Source organism: Streptacidiphilus sp. MAP5-3, from assembly GCF_041262505.1.
Classification (GTDB): Bacteria; Actinomycetota; Actinomycetes; order Streptomycetales; family Streptomycetaceae; genus Streptacidiphilus.
Genome location: NZ_JBGCCL010000006.1, coordinates 197,833 through 216,147 on the forward strand (window position 1 = coordinate 197,833; position 18,315 = coordinate 216,147).

Annotated in this window: 18 protein-coding genes and 1 pseudogene; 12 read left to right on the plus strand and 7 right to left on the minus strand. The window is 67.2% G+C overall.

Translation table 11 applies throughout. From position 1 onward, the window contains the following. Positions 1 to 27 precede the first annotated feature (27 nt). Together ABH928_RS12535 and ABH928_RS12540 are read right to left on the minus strand one after the other, a co-directional pair. Complete coding sequence (locus ABH928_RS12535; RefSeq protein ID WP_370065347.1) at positions 28 to 231, minus strand: hypothetical protein; 204 nt, start codon at positions 229 to 231, stop codon at positions 28 to 30. Then, positions 228 to 497, minus strand: coding sequence for a hypothetical protein (locus ABH928_RS12540; RefSeq protein WP_370065545.1), 270 nt, complete (start codon positions 495 to 497; stop codon positions 228 to 230). The genes ABH928_RS12535 and ABH928_RS12540 overlap by 4 nt, the downstream gene beginning before the upstream one ends. A gap of 478 nt (positions 498 to 975) precedes the next feature. Here ABH928_RS12540 and ABH928_RS12545 point away from each other — a divergent pair, with 478 nt between their 5' ends. The 7 genes and pseudogenes from ABH928_RS12545 to ABH928_RS12575 all read left to right on the plus strand — a co-directional run bounded on the left by ABH928_RS12545 (position 976) and on the right by ABH928_RS12575 (position 7,149). Beyond that, positions 976 to 1,302 carry a putative quinol monooxygenase gene (locus tag ABH928_RS12545; protein WP_370065547.1) on the plus strand — a complete coding sequence of 109 codons (327 nt, stop codon included), beginning with the start codon at positions 976 to 978 and terminating at the stop codon, positions 1,300 to 1,302. After that, positions 1,299 to 2,546 (plus strand): helix-turn-helix domain-containing protein, encoded by a 1,248-nt coding sequence (locus ABH928_RS12550; protein ID WP_370065349.1) that lies wholly within the window; start codon positions 1,299 to 1,301, stop codon positions 2,544 to 2,546. The genes ABH928_RS12545 and ABH928_RS12550 overlap by 4 nt, the downstream gene beginning before the upstream one ends. 251 nt (positions 2,547 to 2,797) lie before the next feature. Next, positions 2,798 to 5,650, plus strand: a complete 2,853-nt coding sequence (locus ABH928_RS12555; RefSeq protein ID WP_370065351.1) for an NACHT domain-containing NTPase — start codon at positions 2,798 to 2,800, stop codon at positions 5,648 to 5,650. A 360-nt stretch (positions 5,651 to 6,010) separates the two neighbouring features. Further along, positions 6,011 to 6,139, plus strand: a complete 129-nt coding sequence (locus ABH928_RS12560; RefSeq protein WP_370065353.1) for a hypothetical protein — start codon at positions 6,011 to 6,013, stop codon at positions 6,137 to 6,139. 12 nt (positions 6,140 to 6,151) lie between these two features. Continuing rightward, positions 6,152 to 6,496: pseudogene (locus ABH928_RS12565) on the plus strand (SMI1/KNR4 family protein); the annotation flags it as partial. Positions 6,497 to 6,616: 120 nt separating this feature from the next. Then, positions 6,617 to 6,886: a type II toxin-antitoxin system Phd/YefM family antitoxin gene (locus ABH928_RS12570; protein ID WP_370065355.1), complete on the plus strand. Its 270-nt coding sequence runs from the start codon at positions 6,617 to 6,619 to the stop codon at positions 6,884 to 6,886. Then, positions 6,883 to 7,149: a Txe/YoeB family addiction module toxin gene (locus ABH928_RS12575; RefSeq protein ID WP_370065357.1), complete on the plus strand. Its 267-nt coding sequence runs from the start codon at positions 6,883 to 6,885 to the stop codon at positions 7,147 to 7,149. The genes ABH928_RS12570 and ABH928_RS12575 overlap by 4 nt, the downstream gene beginning before the upstream one ends. 374 nt (positions 7,150 to 7,523) lie before the next feature. Here ABH928_RS12575 and ABH928_RS12580 read toward each other — a convergent pair whose 3' ends face one another. Continuing rightward, the gene (locus tag ABH928_RS12580; protein ID WP_370065359.1) at positions 7,524 to 8,165 is read right to left on the minus strand and encodes a hypothetical protein; all 642 of its coding nucleotides are present in this window, start codon (positions 8,163 to 8,165) and stop codon (positions 7,524 to 7,526) included. Further along, a complete protein-coding gene (locus ABH928_RS12585; RefSeq protein WP_370065361.1) occupies positions 8,162 to 8,710 on the minus strand; it encodes an RNA polymerase sigma factor in 549 nt (182 codons plus the stop codon). Before ABH928_RS12585 ends, ABH928_RS12580 begins: the two co-directional genes overlap by 4 nt. 294 nt (positions 8,711 to 9,004) lie before the next feature. On the opposite strand from ABH928_RS12585, the gene ABH928_RS12590 reads away from it, so the two are divergent. After that, the gene (locus tag ABH928_RS12590) at positions 9,005 to 9,670 is read left to right on the plus strand and encodes a histone deacetylase (RefSeq protein ID WP_370065363.1); all 666 of its coding nucleotides are present in this window, start codon (positions 9,005 to 9,007) and stop codon (positions 9,668 to 9,670) included. A gap of 94 nt (positions 9,671 to 9,764) precedes the next feature. Here ABH928_RS12590 and ABH928_RS12595 read toward each other — a convergent pair whose 3' ends face one another. Further along, complete coding sequence (locus tag ABH928_RS12595) at positions 9,765 to 10,439, minus strand: HAD family hydrolase (RefSeq protein WP_370065365.1); 675 nt, start codon at positions 10,437 to 10,439, stop codon at positions 9,765 to 9,767. Then, positions 10,436 to 11,656, minus strand: a complete 1,221-nt coding sequence (locus ABH928_RS12600) for an oxidoreductase (protein ID WP_370065367.1) — start codon at positions 11,654 to 11,656, stop codon at positions 10,436 to 10,438. Before ABH928_RS12600 ends, ABH928_RS12595 begins: the two co-directional genes overlap by 4 nt. A 102-nt stretch (positions 11,657 to 11,758) precedes the next feature. Between ABH928_RS12600 and ABH928_RS12605 the strand changes: the two genes are divergently transcribed. Continuing rightward, a complete protein-coding gene (locus ABH928_RS12605) occupies positions 11,759 to 12,340 on the plus strand; it encodes a TetR family transcriptional regulator (RefSeq protein WP_370065369.1) in 582 nt (193 codons plus the stop codon). Between the two features lie 77 nt (positions 12,341 to 12,417). On the opposite strand, the gene ABH928_RS12610 is transcribed toward ABH928_RS12605, so the two are convergent. Next, the gene (locus ABH928_RS12610) at positions 12,418 to 13,518 is read right to left on the minus strand and encodes a ScbA/BarX family gamma-butyrolactone biosynthesis protein (protein ID WP_370065371.1); all 1,101 of its coding nucleotides are present in this window, start codon (positions 13,516 to 13,518) and stop codon (positions 12,418 to 12,420) included. A gap of 134 nt (positions 13,519 to 13,652) precedes the next feature. Here ABH928_RS12610 and ABH928_RS12615 point away from each other — a divergent pair, with 134 nt between their 5' ends. From ABH928_RS12615 to ABH928_RS12625, 3 genes are all read left to right on the plus strand, one after another. Further along, on the plus strand, positions 13,653 to 14,297 hold the full coding sequence (locus tag ABH928_RS12615; protein ID WP_370065373.1) for a ScbR family autoregulator-binding transcription factor: 645 nt from the start codon (positions 13,653 to 13,655) through the stop codon (positions 14,295 to 14,297). Positions 14,298 to 14,420: 123 nt separating this feature from the next. After that, positions 14,421 to 16,412: an FAD/NAD(P)-binding protein gene (locus tag ABH928_RS12620; protein ID WP_370065375.1), complete on the plus strand. Its 1,992-nt coding sequence runs from the start codon at positions 14,421 to 14,423 to the stop codon at positions 16,410 to 16,412. Between the two features lie 2 nt (positions 16,413 to 16,414). Beyond that, positions 16,415 to 18,199, plus strand: coding sequence for an AMP-binding protein (locus tag ABH928_RS12625; RefSeq protein ID WP_370065377.1), 1,785 nt, complete (start codon positions 16,415 to 16,417; stop codon positions 18,197 to 18,199). Positions 18,200 to 18,315 lie beyond the last annotated feature (116 nt).

Sequence of the window (18,315 nt, forward strand, 5' to 3'; positions counted from 1 at the left end):
GAGCGACGGTCACCAGCTTCTTGGCGTTCACCGGGCACCCCCGAGCCACGCCTTGAGCACGATCAGAACCAGCAGGTAGGCCCCCGCAGCGCCAGCCAGCGCCGGAATGCCGTAGCGGTGGAACGCCCACACCACGGCGATCGCGGCGCACCAGGCCGCGACCTTGGCGACCGGACGGTCACCGGTGGCCGCCGGGCGGCGGACCTCGACATAGACCGGACGACGCTTCATGCCGCGACCCCCGCCCGGTGGGTCCGGCGACGCGCCGGGGCGGGGCGACGGAGCGGGACCGGGGCCTGACGCATCAGGAACTGGGCGTAGGCGGCCAGCTCCGGGTCCTCGCCCGTCAGGTCCGTCAGCACGTCGCGGGCGGCGTCGAGGCGGGCGGCGTGCTCGGTGTCGGTCTCGTCCGCAAGACCAGCGAACAGCTCGCGGTCGATGCCGAGCGCCAGCTCGGTGAACTCGAACGTGTCGTAGACCTCATGGCCTGCAACCATGTACTTCACGGGTCGTGCTCCCTTCGCAAGGAACGGCCCTTACAGCGGCTCCGGTGTTCCCGCACCGGAGCCGCGCGCCGTTGGTGGGACCAGCTGATTCCGGCTCCCCTCGGCTCCGCCCGTACGAGACGGGCGGAGGAGGCAACCGGCCGGCGCCGATGCGACGGAAGTTGGGTAGCGCTGTTCCTCACGCGGAGATCCGCGTGGCCGCCTACTTGGCACCGAGGAGAGGCGGCGTGATCCCCATGCAGTTGTCAAAGAACGAGCGCATCCCTGGCCCTGCCAGGCAGGACTTCCGGGCGCATCGGCACAGCTCAGAGCAGCCCAAAGAAGGCCCCTCCTAGTTGCTGCTGCATTCGCTGCATCAACTACTGCGACCGTACTCACAGTGTTTCTGCGAGTCAAGGGAAACTGTTACTCGCAGAGACGCAGCGACTATGCGAAACTATGAGTCGCTTCTAGGAGAAGGGCTGTGACCATGGGGTTTGGTCTTGTCGTCCGTTTCGTCGCTCACGATGAAGCCGCCGCGCGTGGCTTCGATGAGCTGGCAGCCGAAGCGCTGGAAGGGATTCGCACCCTGGAACCGGGGACCCTCGTCTACGCCAACCACGCAGTGCCCGACGAACCCAACGTCCGGGTCTTCTATGAGCTCTACGCGGACCGCGCCGCGTTCGAGCGGCACGAGGAGCAGCCACACGTGCGGCGCTTCCTCGAAGAGCGCGGGCAGTACCTCACCTCGTACGAGGTGACGTTCCTGGACGAGATCGCAGGCAAAGGCACATCGATCACGGGAGCCGCTGAGTGACCACAGAGGCAGAAGAGCGGCGCGCGTTCGGGGCGATGGTTGCGCAGCTCCGAAAGCAGCGCGGCATGAAGCAAGAAGACCTGGCCGCAGCGATCGGCCGCACCGCTAGCTGGGTGTCGCAGGTCGAACGAGGCGTTCAGCCGGTCGTGCGCCTCGACGTGCTGCAACTCCTTGCCGACGGGCTGGGGGTCTCGACACAGACGCTCCGACCGGAGGCGCCGGCGGCGCCGCTTCCTGCGCCTCCGCCTGAGGAGCAGGAACAGAACGATCTCGATGAAGCGCGGTTGCTCATCTCCGGGCATCCCGCGCTTGATGCCCTCCTGGCGGAGTCCGCCCCTCAGGAGCGACCCGACCTCGAAGAGCTTCGCGGGGCCGTGGACGAGGTGTGGGCCCTGACGCACGCCGCACGGTTTGCCGAACTGAGCGCACTCCTGAATCGCGTCCTGCCGCGGCTTGAGCGGGCATGTCGAACGGCTGCACCTGAACTGCGGCCAGAGTTCCAAACGCTCTTGAGCACCACGTATCAGGCCCTCGCCGCATCCTTTGTTCGCCAGGACGAGGCTGACGCGGCTTGGGTGGCGGCCGACAGGTCCATTAGGGCGGCAGAGCAGTCGGGCCAGGCGCTGCAGGTCTTCGCAGGCATCTACCGACTGGCTCAGGCGTTCGTCCGACTCAAGCACCTTGACCAGGCCGAACACGCTGCCGCCTCTGCGGTGAGCGCGCTTCGGCCCCATGCTGTGGCTGAGGACGTCTCTCCTGAGGAGCTGTCGCTACTCGGCGGACTGCACCTCGTGCTGGCCCTTGTGCACGCTCGCGCCGGCCAGCGCGTTGAAGCGCGGCAGGAGATCGAGAATGCCCGCCGCGTCGCAGCCCGGATCGGTGAGGACCGGAACGACTTCAACCTGGAATTCGGACCCACAAATGTGGAGATCCAAGCTGTATCGACCGCCGTTGACCTGGGTGACGCTGGGGAGGCGCTTGATATTGGGCAGCAGATCGACGCATCCGCGCTCTCGAATGAACGGCGCTCGCGGTTGCTCATGGACCTGGGTAGGGCCCACGCTCAGCGCCGACATATCGGCGAGGCGCTTGACTCGCTGCTGCGGGCGGAGGAGCTAGCACCAGAGACGGTGCGGACGCACACCGCGGCCCGTGCCAGCATCCGAGAGCTGGTCCTGCTCGCCGGGCGCTCCGCGCCTGTTGAGTTGCTGGGTCTGGCCCAGCGTGCTGGCGTTGCCGACTAGCTAGGCCGCCTGCGCTGAGCAATGCCGCGGCGGGTGGTGGCAAGAGCCGCCACTCGCCATCGCGCCGCAGGGCCAGCGGCACTGCCCACCAGCCGCTGAGCATGCCAACGTGGTGGTTGGCCCAACTTCGCACGCTTCGGCCGGCCGCCGACTCCACTGGTGTCCGCCGCAGCGCTCGCGCAGACTGAGAGAAGTCATCCCACGGATCGGCCGTCTGTGCCATTCTGATCGCCAACTGGGGGAGGCCACCGATGGAACCTGCTGTTGCGACTGCACTGGGGCGCGTTGCCGTCGCTGCCATCCAGCGCACAGGTGCCGCCGTGAGAAGCCAGCAAGGCATTGGGTTCCCAGAATGGGAAGAGGACCTAGACCTCTTCGGTGGCCTTGTCCTGCAGGATGCCAACGGTGAAGAAATTGCGATCCTGACACAAGATCAGGTAATGCAAATAGGCGATTTTCTCGACCTTCCATCCTGCATTGCACTCACCCAGTTCCTATTGATCTTCCGGCTGGGAATCCGCAACGACAACGATGCTGCGCCCCTAGCCGAAGACTATAAGGAATCTTTCGTCTCCTTGGCTGAAGATTTCTGCACTGAGCATGGCTACAACTGGGGAAACCTCGCCGAAGATATCTGGAATTTGCTGCTCCAGTATATGGGAACGCTGTATCCAAGCCGATCGGCAGTGCAGTTCCTGTCGTCGGATGGCTTGGCTCGTATGACTTCCTATATCGGCGTTACTGCGAAGATCGCTGGGGGTGTCAAACCTGCGAACGTCGCCTTCCGCGATATTGTCGACATAACCGGAGATTCGCGCAGGTATGCAGAGGCCAGGATGGCTCTCCACGACATCAGAGACGCCTCCGCTTCTCATTACACCGAGTTGAACCTGGCTCATACTCTTAATTATTCAGAAGGCTTTAGGTTCGAATACTCCGATCTATATGTTTCTCGAACTCTGCGTGTCCAGAATGAGCCCGAAGCCATTGATGACTCGTTCTTGAGTCGACCCGTGACGCGGCCCAGGTGCGTAGTCGTCGGGAGCCCGGGCGTTGGCAAGAGCACGATGGTGCGCCACTTGGCTCAGCAGCTCTCCTCGTCCGACGAGATGCACGCCGAGTATGCCCCCATAGTAATTCAGTGCAAGGAGTTTGCGGGCGCTGACACGTCAACTTTCATTCTCGAAGCGATGGTCAGAACCCTCAAGGAAGGCCTGCAACTCAATAACGTGGATCAGCGCCACGTCAATGATCTAGCCACCTTGGGCAGGCTCTTCGTCATCTTTGACGGGGTCGACGAGATTATCGACATAACTCGCCGTCGGGTATTTGTGAGCGCCATTGAGTCGTTCGGACGTCGCTACCCCTTGACCTCGATACTCGTAACGGCACGGCGCGTGGGATACCAGAAGGCTCCGCTCGATCCTAAGGAATTTCAGGTTTTCGCGCTGGATGATTTTAGCAATGCGCAGGTCGTGGAGTATAGTCAGAAGTGGTTCTCAGTCACCAAGAGGGAAGAGCAGGAATGCTGGAACTTCTTGCGGGAGACGGAAACTATTCCTGACGTCCGCGTCAATCCGCTGATGTTGTCGCTTCTTTGCTCCCTCTATCGAGCTCGGGGTTACATTCCCCAGAATAGGCGAGACGTCTACAGGTCCTGCGCAGACCTTCTGTTCCAGCGCTGGGATGCCATGCGCCATATCGAGCAGCCGACTGACCATCGTCAGTATGGTACGAGGCTCATGCAGGAACTGGCGCTCTTCTTCCGTCGGAGTCAGAACGCTCAGGCCGGCGTTGAAGAGCCACAGCTGCGGAAGATCATAGCCTCGTTCTTTACCGACACGGCCTCTGTCGAAGAAGAGGAAGCGAGGCGCCGCGCGGAAGACTTCCTGGAGTTTTGCGCAGATCGGGCTTGGTTGCTTTCGCTTCAGGGTGCAAGCGAGCGCGGAATCCGGCTTTTTGGCTTTACTCACAGAACTTTCATGGAGTACTTCGCCGCAGAGGCAATCGTCCGCAGGGCGCGCAGTCTCGACGACATCGTCGAGGAGGTAACTTCTGCATACGAGCGAGACGCGAGTTCTGTCCTGGCAGACGTCATCTTTCAGTGCGCCGATGACAAGTATGACGGTGGCGCAACAGAAATTATTAAGGCCCTGTTGGAAAGGGCCAAGGAAATCGCCGGACAGCAGGCTGACAAATATATACCGTTGTGTTTGCGTCTGATGAATGCGGTGCCGATTCCGAGCGCTACGTCCGACCTTATTTTCGATGCCGTGTTCAAGTACTGGGCTAAGTGCGACGTTGAGCGCACCGCGGTTACTTCAGTAGCCTTGTTTGAACTCTATCGCGATCCCCGTTCTCGACTTATTTCTAGCCTTGGTCAGAATCCGGAGCGTGCTCGGCTTGTACTTGAGCGGTGGGCCCGTTTCTACCTTCGGGGAGAGCAGGGACACTTTGACCCGAGCTGGGGGACGCAACTCCTAGAAGTTGCGCGTTCCTTCGACCCTGATCTTGCGGATGATGGTGCCCTGAAGGGATTCCTGCTTGACCAGGGCATCCTTAGTTTCACCATCGAAGGCGTAGATGATTGTTGGCCTGTTTATGTGCGGGCCTTTGGGGATTGGGTGCCCGGGCCGGTTGCATTGGACCTGGAAGACTCCATTTGGACTCATGATGGCAATGAGTTTACTTATGGCCATCTTGTCGCTCAATGGGTAGCGCATGTCCGTGAGTATGAGACGGACCCCTCCCCAGAGGCGATAGATGATCTGCTGAGCTTCATTATGGCAAGGCGCAGCGAGATCACTTATGCGGAGATTGCTGCAGCGCCTCATGGTGCCGAACTGCAAGAACTCCTGCTTTGGTGCTTCTGCATTATCGTTGAGGCAACCAGTACGTTTCGGCCCACGATTGAGTTCTTCGACGGTGCATACGGAATCGAATGGTTCGACAGGGCCGTGACTCTTCGATTCGAATCGACCTCCCCTTCCAAGCGGCTGACAAAGGATGCTGAGGCGCTGGTGGCGGAGGTGCGCGGACCTGATTGGCTGGCCGATTGGTGTGCGGGTGCCATCGACCTGTGCGCAGATGATGATCTCCTCTAGGGGAGCTGCCCGGCGTACCACCGCGCCGCTGGGCAGCGCCGACCCGGTCGCCTTCCGAGCGTGGCGTTGTCCTGGTCTTTGTCCAGTGCGCTGACGGACGCCTCTGTTCAGCAGAGTACGTTCACCGATCCCTACCTGGTGTTGAACGCCCACGGACGCCATCGAACGGCCGTGCGCACAGTTGGAAAGCGTGTTGGGGGCAACCCCTCACGAGTTCGAATCTCGTATCCTCCGCAGGTCAGAGGGCCCGCACCGCTTCGGCGGCGCGGGCCCTCTGCTTTTTCGTCTCAGTTGCAGTCTCAATCGACGGCGCCGCAGCCACAGGTCACGCCGTCAGCGGCCTTCGCTATGTTCCAGGCCATGACAGGCATAGACGATCAGCACGACGCGGGAGTCGTCGGCATGAGCGCCACCTCGGACATCGTCGCTCGCGTCCGCGAACGCGCGTTCCAAGAGAGGGGCGAGCTCCCCGCTCGGGTCGGCGAGTGAGAGGTCGCCGCAGCGGAGCGCGAACTCGGCTTCCCGCTACCGCGATTGCTGGTCCGGCTGTACCAGGAGGTGGCCAACGGCGGCTTCGGTCCCGAGTACCTGCTGCTGCCCCTGGTCGGCGAGAGCCGGACAGCGGTTGCCGGGTACGGCCCTTGCGAATACTGGCCCCACGGCGTCCTGCCGATCCTGGACTGGGGCTGCGGCATGTACGCCGCGGTGGACTGCCTGGACCCAGATGCTCCGGTCCTGCTCTTCGAGCCGAACGCCGACCCCGAAGACTGGGCGGAGGCTTGGTTCACCGACTCGCCGTCACTCGCACAGTGGCTGAATTCCTGGCTCGACGGCACTGGCTGGTGAGAGGAGGAGGTCAGGATGGCCGAGGATGCACCCGAGCCCCAGCCCTGGCTCGACGCCACGAGGCGGCTCGCCTCCTAGCTCAGGCAACGAACGTACGCTATTCTGTACGCTATGAAGACGATGAGTGCGACTGAGCTCCGCAGCAATCTCGCTGCCGCGCTCGACTCTGTCGAGAACGACGCCGAGGAACTTGTCATCACCCGGGCCGGCCATGAGCCGCTGGTCGTCGTCTCCCTGGCCGATTACGCGTCGCTCCGCGAGACCGACTACCTCTTGCGCTCCCCCGCCAACGCCGACCATCTGCGTCAGTCCCTTCGGGACTACCAGGAAGGTCGCACCCAGAACCGCGAACTGATCGACCCCGAGGACGCCACCGAGCAGTCCGCATGAAGATCCAGTTCACCGACGGTGGCTGGACCGACTACCTGTACTGGCAGGCGAACGACCGCCGCCTCCTCAAACGCATCAACCAACTCATCGACGACATCCGCCGCAACGGCCGCGAGGGCATCGGCAAACCCGAACCCCTGCGCCACGAACTCGCCGGGGCCTGGTCCCGCCGAATCGACCAGGAACACCGCCTGGTCTACGTCCTAGACGAGCAGGCCGACACGGTGTGCGTCATCGCCTGCCGCTACCACTACAGCAAGTAGCTCGTTTCGCCCTGATCGCCCCGACGCGTTGGGGCCCGGGTGGGGATGTCGGCCAGTTGCAGTTCCAGTTGCATTCACCTCCGTCCGCGAGTGTCCGGCCAGCCCTCGTCTGGGCACTTCTCCGCAGGTCGGGACGGTGGCGTACTCAGCTGAACCCCCGGACGAACAGTTGGAAAGCGTGTTGGGGGTAACCCCTCACGAGTTCGAATCTCGTATCCTCCGCACCCGCCCACCAGGGCAGATGAGGACCCGGATGCTTCTGCATCCGGGTCCTCGTCGTTTTCCGGGGTTGCGGTTGCCCTCAGCGTTGTCCGCCATGGGCCGCGCGAACCCCTTCATCGGTCTGCGCGTGCGGAGCCTGCCGGAACGTGCGATCAGCCCCCGCCGATGTCGACCTGTGAGGAGGGGAAGCAGGTCGGGGCCGGGTTGGTCAGCATGACGGCCAGGCTCCCGACGGACTTGTGGAGTGCGCCTGGCGGGGCTTCGTCGACGACCAGCAGGGTGTCGCCGTGCGGGACCGCGCCGGGGTCGAGCAGGGCGACGCGGCCGTTCTTCGGGTCCAAGGACATCACCTGGCCGAGGTGGCTGCTGTCGACCGGGGTGACCTTGGTGGGGCAGGTGGCCGAGGGGGACAGTACGACGGCGGGCAACCCCGTTCGGTGCAGCGCCGCCTGGAGCCCGGCGAGTTTCGTGCCGATGATCTCTAGGGCGACGATGTGGCCGGGGCGGACCGTCACGGTGTAGCCGACATCGCTGAAGACGGGCGTGGAGTTGCTGTTCCCGGCCGAGGAGGGAGCTGGTGCTGCCTGGGGGGTGGCGGGGCTGCCGACGGCGTGGGTTCCCAGGACGGCGGCGGTGACGGCGGCGGCCAACCCGAGCGAGGTGACCGCGATACGCCTGGTGTGGCGCTGCCGGACGGGCGTCAGTGAGAGGACGGGTCGGGCTGCGGCTCGGGCGGTCAGCTCGTCCCCGAGTCGCTGCTGGAAGTTCACGGGAGTGTCCACGGGGGTGTTCACGAGGCGGCCTCCAGAAGGGTGTTCAGAGATGGATTGGTCTGCGGAGTGACGCTCTTCAGAGCCTTGCGGGCCCGGTGCAGGCGCATCCGTGCGCTGGCGGCGCTGATCCCCAGCGTCTGGGCGGCTTCACGGATGGTCAGCCCGTCGACCGCGACCAGGTCCAGCACGGCGCGCAGCGGTTCGGACAACGCCGCGTGGAGCCCGGTCAACCGCCGAGCGGTGCGGGCCGCGTCGATGCGGGCCTCGATCGCGGCGACGTCCTGCTCGTCGAGCATCCGGTGGCCGGCGATCTGGGAGACAGCGCGCCGCTCTCGGGCGCTGCCACGGAAGTGTGTGGCCAGGACGTTGCGGGCGATGCCGTACAGCCAGGCCGCGGGCGTGCCCCGCCGGGCGTCGTAGCTGTCCACCTGTTCCAGCGCGGTCATGAAGATGTCGGCGGTCAGGTCGGCTGCCAGATGCACGCTGTCGGTACGCCGGGTGACGAAGCCGAGGACCGTGGCGAAGTTCTGCTGGTAGAACTCGGCGAACCCGGATGGGTCTGCCACGGGTGGGGCTATTGGGTGCTCCGTGGGCACGGACGCTCCTTGGGTCGAACGAGTGACTGCCTACGTCTCTACTTGGCTCCAGCGCCGAAAAGCGTCACATGATCCCATCGAGGGCCCAGCGGCGGATCGGCTTTCCAGTTCGCGCGCGGAAGCGGAGAACCACAGCTCAGACACCGTCTGGAGGCGGCCTGCACAGAGCAACTTGGGGGAAGGGGCCGCTCAACGAGCTACCGACGTCCCGCTGAGTAGTCGAAGTGATCCGGTACGACGTGTCGACTGACCAGACTGGAAGCCGTGACCATCCCCCGTAGACCGGAGAGCCTCTCCACACGCACCGCGACCACGGATCAGGTGTGGTACGCGGCCTATGGCTCCAACATGCACTTCGACCGCCTCAACTTCTACCTTGCGGGTGGCCGACCTCCGGGCGGTGCACGTACCTACCCGGGATGCCGTGATCCGCGACCGCCGCAGCAGATGATCCCCGTCATACTGCCTGGTCAGCTCTATTTTGCTTTGGAGTCAGGGGCGTGGACGGGAGGTATGGGGTTCTATGACCCGCTCGATCCCGGGGAAATGCCGGCACGGGCGTACCTCGTGACGGTCTCGCAGTTCTCTGACATCGCCGCGCAGGAGATGTACCGGGAACCCGGGGCGGATCTCGACCTCGGCGACGTGCTCGCCGTCGGTCGGGCAACGATGGGGGAGGGGCGATATGAGACGTTGGTCTGCCCTGGTCTGGTGGACGGCTACCCCGTACTGACTTTCACAGCGGCATGGCGGAGGTCCGAAGCCTCACTCAACAAGCCGTCTGCTGCCTATCTCCTCAACTTCGCCTCCGGGCTGCGGGAGTCTCACGGATGGGACACCGCGCAGATCGCCGACTATCTGGCAAGCCGTCCAGGCGCGGTCGGCGCGTGGGCGCCGGCGGAGATCGCAGGACTGCTCAGTACCTCGTAGCGTCTCAGCGTGAACCGTTGCCCACCCCGATCCCGATCCCGACCCCGATCCCGACCCCGAACCTGACCCCGACCCGCCCCGGCCGAACGGAGTGTCAGTCGGTGGGCAGGTGTGCCGCAGTTGGCAGGGCTCGGTGGAGGTGGGGGTTCTGACCTACGATCACCGCGTGGCCGACCTCCTCGAGCATGGGGAGGTCGGACGGGTGGTCGCCGTAGGCGTAGCAGTCGGTCGGGGCGACGTCGGGGTGCTCGGCGAGGATGCGGCGGACGGCGGCGCGCTTCGCCTCACCGATCATCGGGGGGCCGGTGATCTCGCCGGTCAGTCGGCCGTGCTGGATGGCGGGTCGGGTGCACAGTGTGTGGGCCGCGCCGATCGCCTTCGCCACGGGAGACAGCAGCGGAGGGAAGGAACCCGAGACCAGGACCACGGTCGCGCCCTGCTCCCGATGGCGACGCAGGGCCTGCAGGGTCGCGGGGATGAAGAGGTCTCCACCTCGTGTCTGTTCGGCGTACCAGCGGCGACCCCAGGTGTGCAGGGCGGTGGCCGTCTCCCCGCGCCACGTGCGGTAGTAGGTGCGGTTGAGCGCGGCTCGGGGCTCGCCCGCGGCGATGCGGGCCGCGAGGTGCCGCAGTACGGTGTCGGCGCGCTCGGCGCCCGTGCTGCCATGGCGCCCTGCGAAGTAGTAGGGGAGGAAGTCGATGAGGCTCTTCGGGCGGATCAGGGTCTCGTCGACGTCCGCGAAGACGAGGTAGGGCCGCGGGGTGTTCATGCCGGCTCCACGGTCGAGGTCAGGGTCATCTCGTCTGCTTCCGGTATGAGGACCGTCGACGCATAGCTCTCGGCGGCGGTGTCCAGCCGGAGCGCGCCGTGGGCGGTGACCGTGTGCACGTCGCGCCAGCAGCGTTGCAGCACACCGGTGTTGTCGCGGACGTGTGCGCCGCCGGTGCGGAGCAACCGCTCGACCGCCGTCACCAGAAGGTCGCTCGCGAAGGCGGCGTCCTTGCGGTTCCTCGCGACCGTGGCGGGAGTCGGGTGCTCGACATCGGCCCGGTCCGCCGCGCGTTCCAGCAGCAGCGCGGCGGCCTCGATCTCGGTCGAGGAACGGGCCAGCGTCTCGGCCGCCGGACCCGCGGTCTGAGCCGCAGTCTGACCTGCGGTCTGGGCCGCGGTCTGGGCCCGCGAGGTGCTGGCCCAGGTCATCCACGCGTGCAGGGCGTGTCGGGCGGCGCCGAGGGCGGGAGCCGCGAGGAGCAGTGGTCCGCCGAGCATCGCCGGCGCGGAGTGGCAGCGCGAAAGGCCTGGCCCGCTCGTCCCGCCGAGCAGTGTCGTGAGCGGTGCGCTGCGGTAGTGGGGCAGGTCGACCTCGGGGAGGACGACGCTGTGGCTGCCCGTTCCACGCAGTCCGGTGCTGTGCCAGGTGTCCTGGATGCGTAGTAGCTCGGTCGGCACGGCGAAGACGCGCACCGTCACGTCGCCGCTGAGACCGCGGGGTTGCTCGCCGTCGACATCCCCGCCGCGGACATCCTCGCCGTGGACGGGTGCCGCGAGCAGTACCCACTGCGCGTGCTCGACTCCGCTGACGCAGTGCCACTCGCCGCGCAGTGACCAGCCCTCGGCCGTGGCGGTGGCGCTTCCGCTGGGCGGCATCAGAGCGGCTGAGATCCGTACGTCGGGGCCTGCGCCCCAGATCTCCTCCTGGCATTTCTCGGGCATGAGGGCGGCGTAGCGGCCGTGTGTTGCCCAGAGACCGGCGCACCAGGCCGCCGAGGCGCAGTCGTCGGCCAGCGCCGCGACCTGGGTCAGGAGCTCGGCGTAGCCTCCCGCTCGGCCTCCCCAGCGGTGTGGGACGAAATGCCCGGGGAAGCCCGCGGTGGTGACGGCCGCGACGGTGTCGGGGTGAAGTATGCGGTCCCGGTCCGCCGCTGGGGCGTGCAGAGCGGCTGTTGCGGCGGCCTGCCCCAGGGCGGTCACACTGGCGGATGGCACGGAATGCTCCCTGTGAGTCGGGTCCTGTTGTGGATGTACATAAAATTCGTTCATGGCGGTATGTTTCATTCGCAACGATTGCTCTGTGGAAGGGAGGACGTTGTGAAGCAGGATCGTTCCCGGCGTAGCCACGACCGGATCCTGGCTGCCGCCGCGGTGGAGTTCTACCGCTACGGTTTCGCGGCAGCCGTCCTGGAGCAGATCGTCGAGCAGGCCGGTCTGACCAAGGGAGCCCTGTATGGGCACTTCGCCTCCAAGCGACAGCTCGCTGACGTGCTGATCGACTATGTGGACGAGGTGGCCGCAGCCCTGGTGGCCCAGGCTCCGCCGGGACAGCCCGTGTCGACCGCGCTGGGCCGGTTGTTCGGCGCGTTCGGGGAGCGGATCGCCGTGGACGTGCGCTTCAGGGCCGGCCTGCGGCTCTGCCTGGAGGAGGCCCGGGCCGCGGACAGCGAGCCGATGGTTGTCGCGACGGTGCGGCAGGGTGTGCGGGCCGTCTGCGAGGTGGCGGGCCCGGAGGGCCAGCCCCGATGGGCCGCGGACACAGAGGCGGTGGCCGATCTGGCTCTCGCTCTGCTTTTCGGCTTCTGCGGCCCGGGGCTGGGCTCCACGGTCGAGGATCTGCCCGACCGGCTCCTCCGCATCCAGGGCGTTCTGCTGCTGTTGGCGGAGGCGGCGACGTGACGTGGGGGCACCGCTGACGGCTCCGGCGCGGAGCACGTCAATCGTTTGAGGCGGTGTCAGGCCGGTGGTGCTCCGGCTCAGCTCGCCAACAGGGAGGGGGAGTCGACCGCGCGTCCGGATGCGGCGGACCGGATCCACTCGGCGGTCGCGGAGGCGATGACGCGGTCGTCCTGACGGGCCTCGATCAGCAGGCTGTTGACCACGGCTGCGTGCGGGCCGTGAGCTGCCTGCGTGTGCGGGTGCGCCACCAGCTCGATCGGCTCGTCGAGTTCGGCGAATGCCAGGCAGTCGGTTCGGACCGCGGTCAGTGCGCCGGGGCCGCGGTCGGCGTCGAACGGGCCACGGTCGGGATCGAACGGGCCGCGTGCCGCATCGAACGGGCCGCGTGCGGAGTCGAAGAGCGCGTGACCGAGCTGCCGGAAGCCTTCCAGCAGGACCATCAGCGGGATGTGGTCGGTCGCGTGGTCGAAGAGGATGGCGTGGTCGGGATCCGCGTCGAGCAGCCACGCGCCGTCGGGCGTCCGTTCCAGCACGCTGTCCTTGTCCCGCAGCCTGCCCACCTCGCGGGCGGGAAGCCGTCGGGCTCCCTCGCGGGCGCTGGGCGAGGGGAGTTCGGCGGTGCGGCCGGACCGGCGCCGCAGCATGCCGTAGCGGCGATCGTCCACCGCTATGACGGAGAGCGAGCCGTGGCCGCAGGGCCGGCCGCCCACGGTCAGGACTGCGTCCAGGCGCATGCCGTGTCGCTTCGGCTGGTACCCGTCGGTCCAGCTCCACGTGGCCTCGAGGACGAGTGGCAGCGGGGCGCCCGCGACGCGCAGCAGTTCCGGCTCGGTGATCTCGAAGTTGAGGTCGCGTCCGATGAACCGATGGCCGATCGGAACCTCGTAGTACTCGTGTGCGAGGTACACGATCGTCTGCCGGATCGTCTCGGCGAAGAGCAGTGGATCGCTCTGCCCGCCGGGGTCCGGGGCGTACAGGGCGTGGTCGCGCGGCCACTGGGCGGCGACGAGGAAGTGGTCGTCGGACACCTTCACTGCGTCGGTGAGGAACACCTCCGCCACCGCCGCCCGGTGGACCAGGTGCCGCGGGACCGGCCTGAGAAACGTGAGTCTCGGGTCGACTCCCGACTCGCTGACCCCGAGCAGGCGGCCGGTGTCGACTAGGGTCTGTCCATTCACGTTGGAGCGCATGGTATAAATCCCCCTGAAATGGGCACGAGCTTACGAACGAGCATTCGAATCGCAGGCGGTGCAGAAGGAAAATATACCTACGAGAAGGTATATTGCAAGCAAGAACAGTGCCAGGAGGAAACGTGACGCCGACTGCTGACATCGGACCGGACCGGGGGAGCCGCGCGACAACCAACGCGAAGGGGGACGCACTCAAGCAGGAACGCGCGCTGCGCACGCGCGAGGCCGTGCTCAACGCCGCCGCCCAGGCGTTCGCCGACAAGGGCTTCCCCAGTGTCACCGTGCTCGACGTGGCGCAGTTGGCGGGAGTGACGAAGGGGGCCGTCTACTTCCATTTCGCCAACAAGGAGGGGCTGGCTCTCGCGGTGGCCGACGCGTTCTATCGCCGACTGCCGCGCATGGCCCAGGAGGTGACGAGCCTTGGACTCTCCGCGCGCGACACCGTGACGGAACTGCTGACCCGCACCGCCGTCGCGTTCGCGGACGACATCGTGACCCGGGCCGGTGCGCGGCTCCAGATCGAGCGGGCGTTCATCGACGCCGCGCTGCCCACCCCGTATGTGGACTACGGCGAGATGCTCACCGCCCTGCTGGTGCAGGCGCAGCGTGACGGGGAGGTCACGTCCGAGATCGCGCCGGAGGTGCTCTCTCGGGTCCTGGTCTCCGCGTTCTTCGGCGCGCAGCACATCTCCTGGGTTCTGAATGACCGTCAGGACATCCGGGAGCGCGTGGACGAGGTGCTGGCGGTGGTGCTGCGCCGGAGTTGATGCGGCAGACGTGTGCCACTGGATGTGGCGCACGTCACTCCGTGGGCTCTCGAAATATACCTTTGCGAAGGTATTATTTTGAGCGTTCAGTTCGGAGCAACGGGTAAGGAAGGAGTGGCATCGATGTCTCACGAGCATCTGGAAGTGGCGATCGTCGGGATGGGGCCGCGCGGCTTGTCCGTGCTGGAGCGGTTGATCGCACGCCTGGCCGCTGCGGGGGAGTCCCGCCCGGTTCGGATCCGCACCATCGACCCGGGAGAGCCGGGCGCCGGCCGGATCTGGCGTACGGATCAGCCCCTATGGCTGTTGATGAACACCGCCGCCGGGGAGGTCAGCCTCTACTCGGGCGAGCCGGACGGAGGGCCCTGGCGGGCCGGGGCCGGCCCCTCGCTCCACGCGTGGCTGTGCGAGGAGTATGCGCAGGGCCGGTACGAGTCCCTGGACGACGCGGAGCCGTCGTCCAACACCTATGCGCCGCGCCGCGTGTACGGCCGCTACCTGCGCGACGTCTTTCGCCACATCACCGCGAACCTGCCGGCGCAGGTCACCGTCGAGGCCGTGCAGGGCCGGGTCGGTGCCGTCCGGCGCGGGGAGGACGGCGGGTACGTCCTGTCCGTCGGCGGCCGACCGGTCCGCGCCGACAGGGTGGTCCTGGCCACCGGCCACCCCCGTACCAAGGCAGGCGCGCTCGACCGCGACCTGCTCGACTTCGCCTCTCGCCACCGGGGTGTCCGCTATCTGCGGGGTGACTCCGCGGCCGACATGGATCTGGACTTCATCGAGGCGGGCCAGCAGGTCGCCGTCCTCGGTCTCGGCCTCACCTTCTACGACGTGGCGGCCCTGCTCACGCTGGGACGCGGCGGGCGCTACGAGCAGACGCCGGACGGACAGCTCGTCTACCACCCCTCGGGGAAGGAGCCGCACCTGGTGGCCGGGTCGCGCAGCGGACTTCCGCTGCTGGCCCGCGGCCGCAACCAGAAGGACGCCCACTACCGCTACACGCCGCTCTTCTTCAGCTCGGAGGCGGTGGCGCAGGCCCGTGCCGACGCCATGGCTGAGGCGGGGACCCTCCAACTGAGGTTCCGTCAGCACGTGTTGCCGTTGGTGCTGCGTGAGGTGGAGCACGTCTACTACCGCACGCACATCAGCCGTCGCGACGGCGAGACGGCCGCGCAGGCCTTCACCGCCCGCTACCAGGGTGTTGCGGACGACCCGGGCGAGCTGGGCAAGCTGCTCGCCGACACCGGGCTGTCCGATGTGCCGCCGATCGACCTGGAGGCAATGGCCAGACCGTTCAGCGGCGAGGAGTTCACCGGACCGGATGCCTTCCACGAGCGGCTGCTGGCGGTGCTGCGCAGCGACGCCGCCGAGGCCGAGGCGGGCAATGTCGACGGGCCGCTGAAGGCAGCGCTGGACATCCTGCGCGACACCCGCGGCGTCATGCGGGAGGCCGTGGAGTTCTCCAGCCTGCACCCCGAGTCGCAGCGCGACGAGTTCCTGCGCTGGTTCAACCCCATCAACACCATGGTCTCGGCGGGGCCCCCGTCCGTGCGCATCCGGCAGACCGTCGCGCTGATCGAGGCCGGGGTGCTCACCGTGGCCGGGCCCGACCTGCGCATCGAAACCGACGAGGACGCGGGGCAGTTCGTGCTCTCGTCACCCCGGGTCCAGCAGTCCGCGACAACCGCGCGGGTGCTCATCGACGCCCGGATCCCGCCGGCGAGCCTTACCGCTGACGCGTCCCCGCTGATGCGTCAGCTCGTCGCCGACAGCCTCGCCTCACCGCACGTGAACATCAGCCCTCGCGACGGCGCCCGGTTCACCACCGGGGCACTGGCTGTCACCGGCAAGCCGTTCCGCGTCGTCGACGCGGCCGGCCGGCCTGCGCCAGGCCTCTACGCGCTGGGCATCCCTACCGAGGAACTGCGCTGGTTCACCCAGATCGGAAACGGCCGCCCCGGACCGATGGTCGCCTTCCACAGCGACGCGGACGCCATCGCCGCCGACCTGCTCGCCGAGCCCCGCCGGCCCGGACACACGCAGCTCCACCACAACCTGCCCGCCACCCGCCTGCCCGGTCTCCAGGCGGCCGTCCGAGCCACCCGGAGCGAATGACCATGATCGGTCACAATCCCGACGCGACCCGCGAGTTCATGGCCGCCCGCGACCTCCTCCTGGAGCTGCGCGAGGACCACGACGCCGCCGTGGCGCGCTTCGACTGGCCCCGCCCGAGCCGCTTCAACTGGGCGCTGGACTGGTTCGACCAGGTCGCCGTCGGCAACACCCGCACCGCGGTCCGCCTCGTCGACGCCTTCTCCGGGCACACCACCGGTGGTGTGCCCGTGGCGACCGGCGTCAGTTACGCCGAACTCGCCGAGCGCTCCAACCGGGTCGCCAACTGGTTCCGGGCACTGGGCACCCGGCGAGGCGACCGGATCCTGCTCATGCTGGACAACCAACTCGCGGTCTGGGAGTCGGTCCTGGCCGCGATGAAGCTGGGCGCCGTCGTCATACCCACCTACACCTCGATCTCCGGCGCCGACCTGGCGGACCGTCTGACGCGCGGTCAGGTCACCCACGTCATCACCGAGGAGCATCTCACCGACCGGTTCGAACCGGCGCCGCCGCACCTGGTGCGGATAGCCACCGGCGACCGCCTGCCGGGCTGGCACTGCTACCAGGACTCCTACGCCGCCCCCGCGGGCTTCGTACCCGACGGCGACACCCTGGCCGGCGACCCGCTCTTCGTGTACTTCACTTCGGGCACCACCTCCGCGCCCAAGATGGCCGCCCACACCCACGCTTCCTACCCGATCGGACACCTGTCCGGGATGTACTGGAACGGGTTGGTCCCCGGTGACGTGCACGCCAACATCTCCGCGCCGGGCTGGGCCAAGCACGCCTGGTCCAGCTTCTTCGGCCCCTTCAACGCCGAGGCCACCGTCCTGGCGGTGAATCTGCCGCCCGGCGAACCGCACCGTCTGCCGGGGATCCTGGACAAGGAGCGGGCGACCAGCCTCTGCGCGCCGCCGACCGCCTGGCGCACCCTGGTCCAGCACGACCTCGGCCGCCGCCCGTCCGCGCTCCGCGAACTCTCCTCCGTGGGCGAGCCGCTCAACCCGGAGGTCATCGAGCGGGTGCGTGCCGCCTGGGGCCTGACGGTGCGTGACGGCTACGGGCAGACCGAGGTCACGGCGCTCGTCGGCAACACCGCCGGGCTCCCCGTCCGCCCCGGGGCGATGGGCAAGCCGCTGCCCGGCTACCCGATCCTGCTCATCGACCCCAAGACCAAGCGTCCCGCGGACGAGGGGGAGATCTGCATCGACCTCTCCCGGGCTCCGGCCGGGGTGATGACCGAGTACCTCGGCGATCCGGCCAAGACGGCGGCCGTCTTCGCGGACGGCTACTACCACACAGGTGACATCGCCCACCGCGACAGCGACGGCTACCTCACCTACGTGGGACGCCGCGACGACGTCTTCAAGTCCTTCGACCACCGCATCTCGCCGTTCGAGCTGGAGAGCGTGCTGCTGCGGCACCCGCTGGTCGCCGAGGCGGCCGTCATCCCGGTGTCCCACCCGGTGGGGATGTTCGTCCCCAAGGCGTACGTGGCACTCGCGGCGGATGCCAGCCCGGACCGGACGACGGCGCTCTCCCTGCTGGAGTTCGCGGCCGAGGAGCTCGCTCCGCACCAGCGGATCGCCTCCGTCGAGTTCGCGGACCTCCCCAAGACCACGTCGGGGAAGATCCGCCGTGCGGAACTCCGCGCCGCCGAGGAGGCCCGCAGGGCCGGGCGGGCGACCTCCCGGGCCGACGCCACCGACGCCACCGACGTCGAGACCACCGAGTGGCACTCGGACGACCTGCTCGGCGGCGTCCTCCAGTCCGCTCCGGGCCTGTGACACAAGCCAGTTGACGTCCTTCGCCTGACGTCCTTCGCCTGACGCCCTCCGGGCGGTCACCCGCCACGCTCTCGCGCGCTTCGGGCAGCCCCCCGGAGCCCGTCGCACCTACCCGC

Excerpts from the sequence above, each read along its gene's own strand:
- ABH928_RS12625 (WP_370065377.1), top strand. The coding sequence starts at position 16,415 with ATGATCGGTCACAATCCCGACGCGACCCGCGAGTTCATGGCCGCCCGC.
- ABH928_RS12570 (WP_370065355.1), top strand. The coding sequence starts at position 6,617 with ATGAGTGCGACTGAGCTCCGCAGCAATCTCGCTGCCGCGCTCGACTCT.
- ABH928_RS12545 (WP_370065547.1), top strand. The coding sequence starts at position 976 with ATGGGGTTTGGTCTTGTCGTCCGTTTCGTCGCTCACGATGAAGCCGCC.
- ABH928_RS12535 (WP_370065347.1), bottom strand. The coding sequence starts at position 231 with ATGAAGCGTCGTCCGGTCTATGTCGAGGTCCGCCGCCCGGCGGCCACC.
- ABH928_RS12595 (WP_370065365.1), bottom strand. The coding sequence starts at position 10,439 with ATGAACACCCCGCGGCCCTACCTCGTCTTCGCGGACGTCGACGAGACC.
- ABH928_RS12575 (WP_370065357.1), top strand. The coding sequence starts at position 6,883 with ATGAAGATCCAGTTCACCGACGGTGGCTGGACCGACTACCTGTACTGG.
- ABH928_RS12540 (WP_370065545.1), bottom strand. The coding sequence starts at position 497 with ATGGTTGCAGGCCATGAGGTCTACGACACGTTCGAGTTCACCGAGCTG.
- ABH928_RS12560 (WP_370065353.1), top strand. The coding sequence starts at position 6,011 with ATGACAGGCATAGACGATCAGCACGACGCGGGAGTCGTCGGCATGAGC.
- ABH928_RS12620 (WP_370065375.1), top strand. The coding sequence starts at position 14,421 with ATGTCTCACGAGCATCTGGAAGTGGCGATCGTCGGGATGGGGCCGCGC.
- ABH928_RS12555 (WP_370065351.1), top strand. The coding sequence starts at position 2,798 with ATGGAACCTGCTGTTGCGACTGCACTGGGGCGCGTTGCCGTCGCTGCC.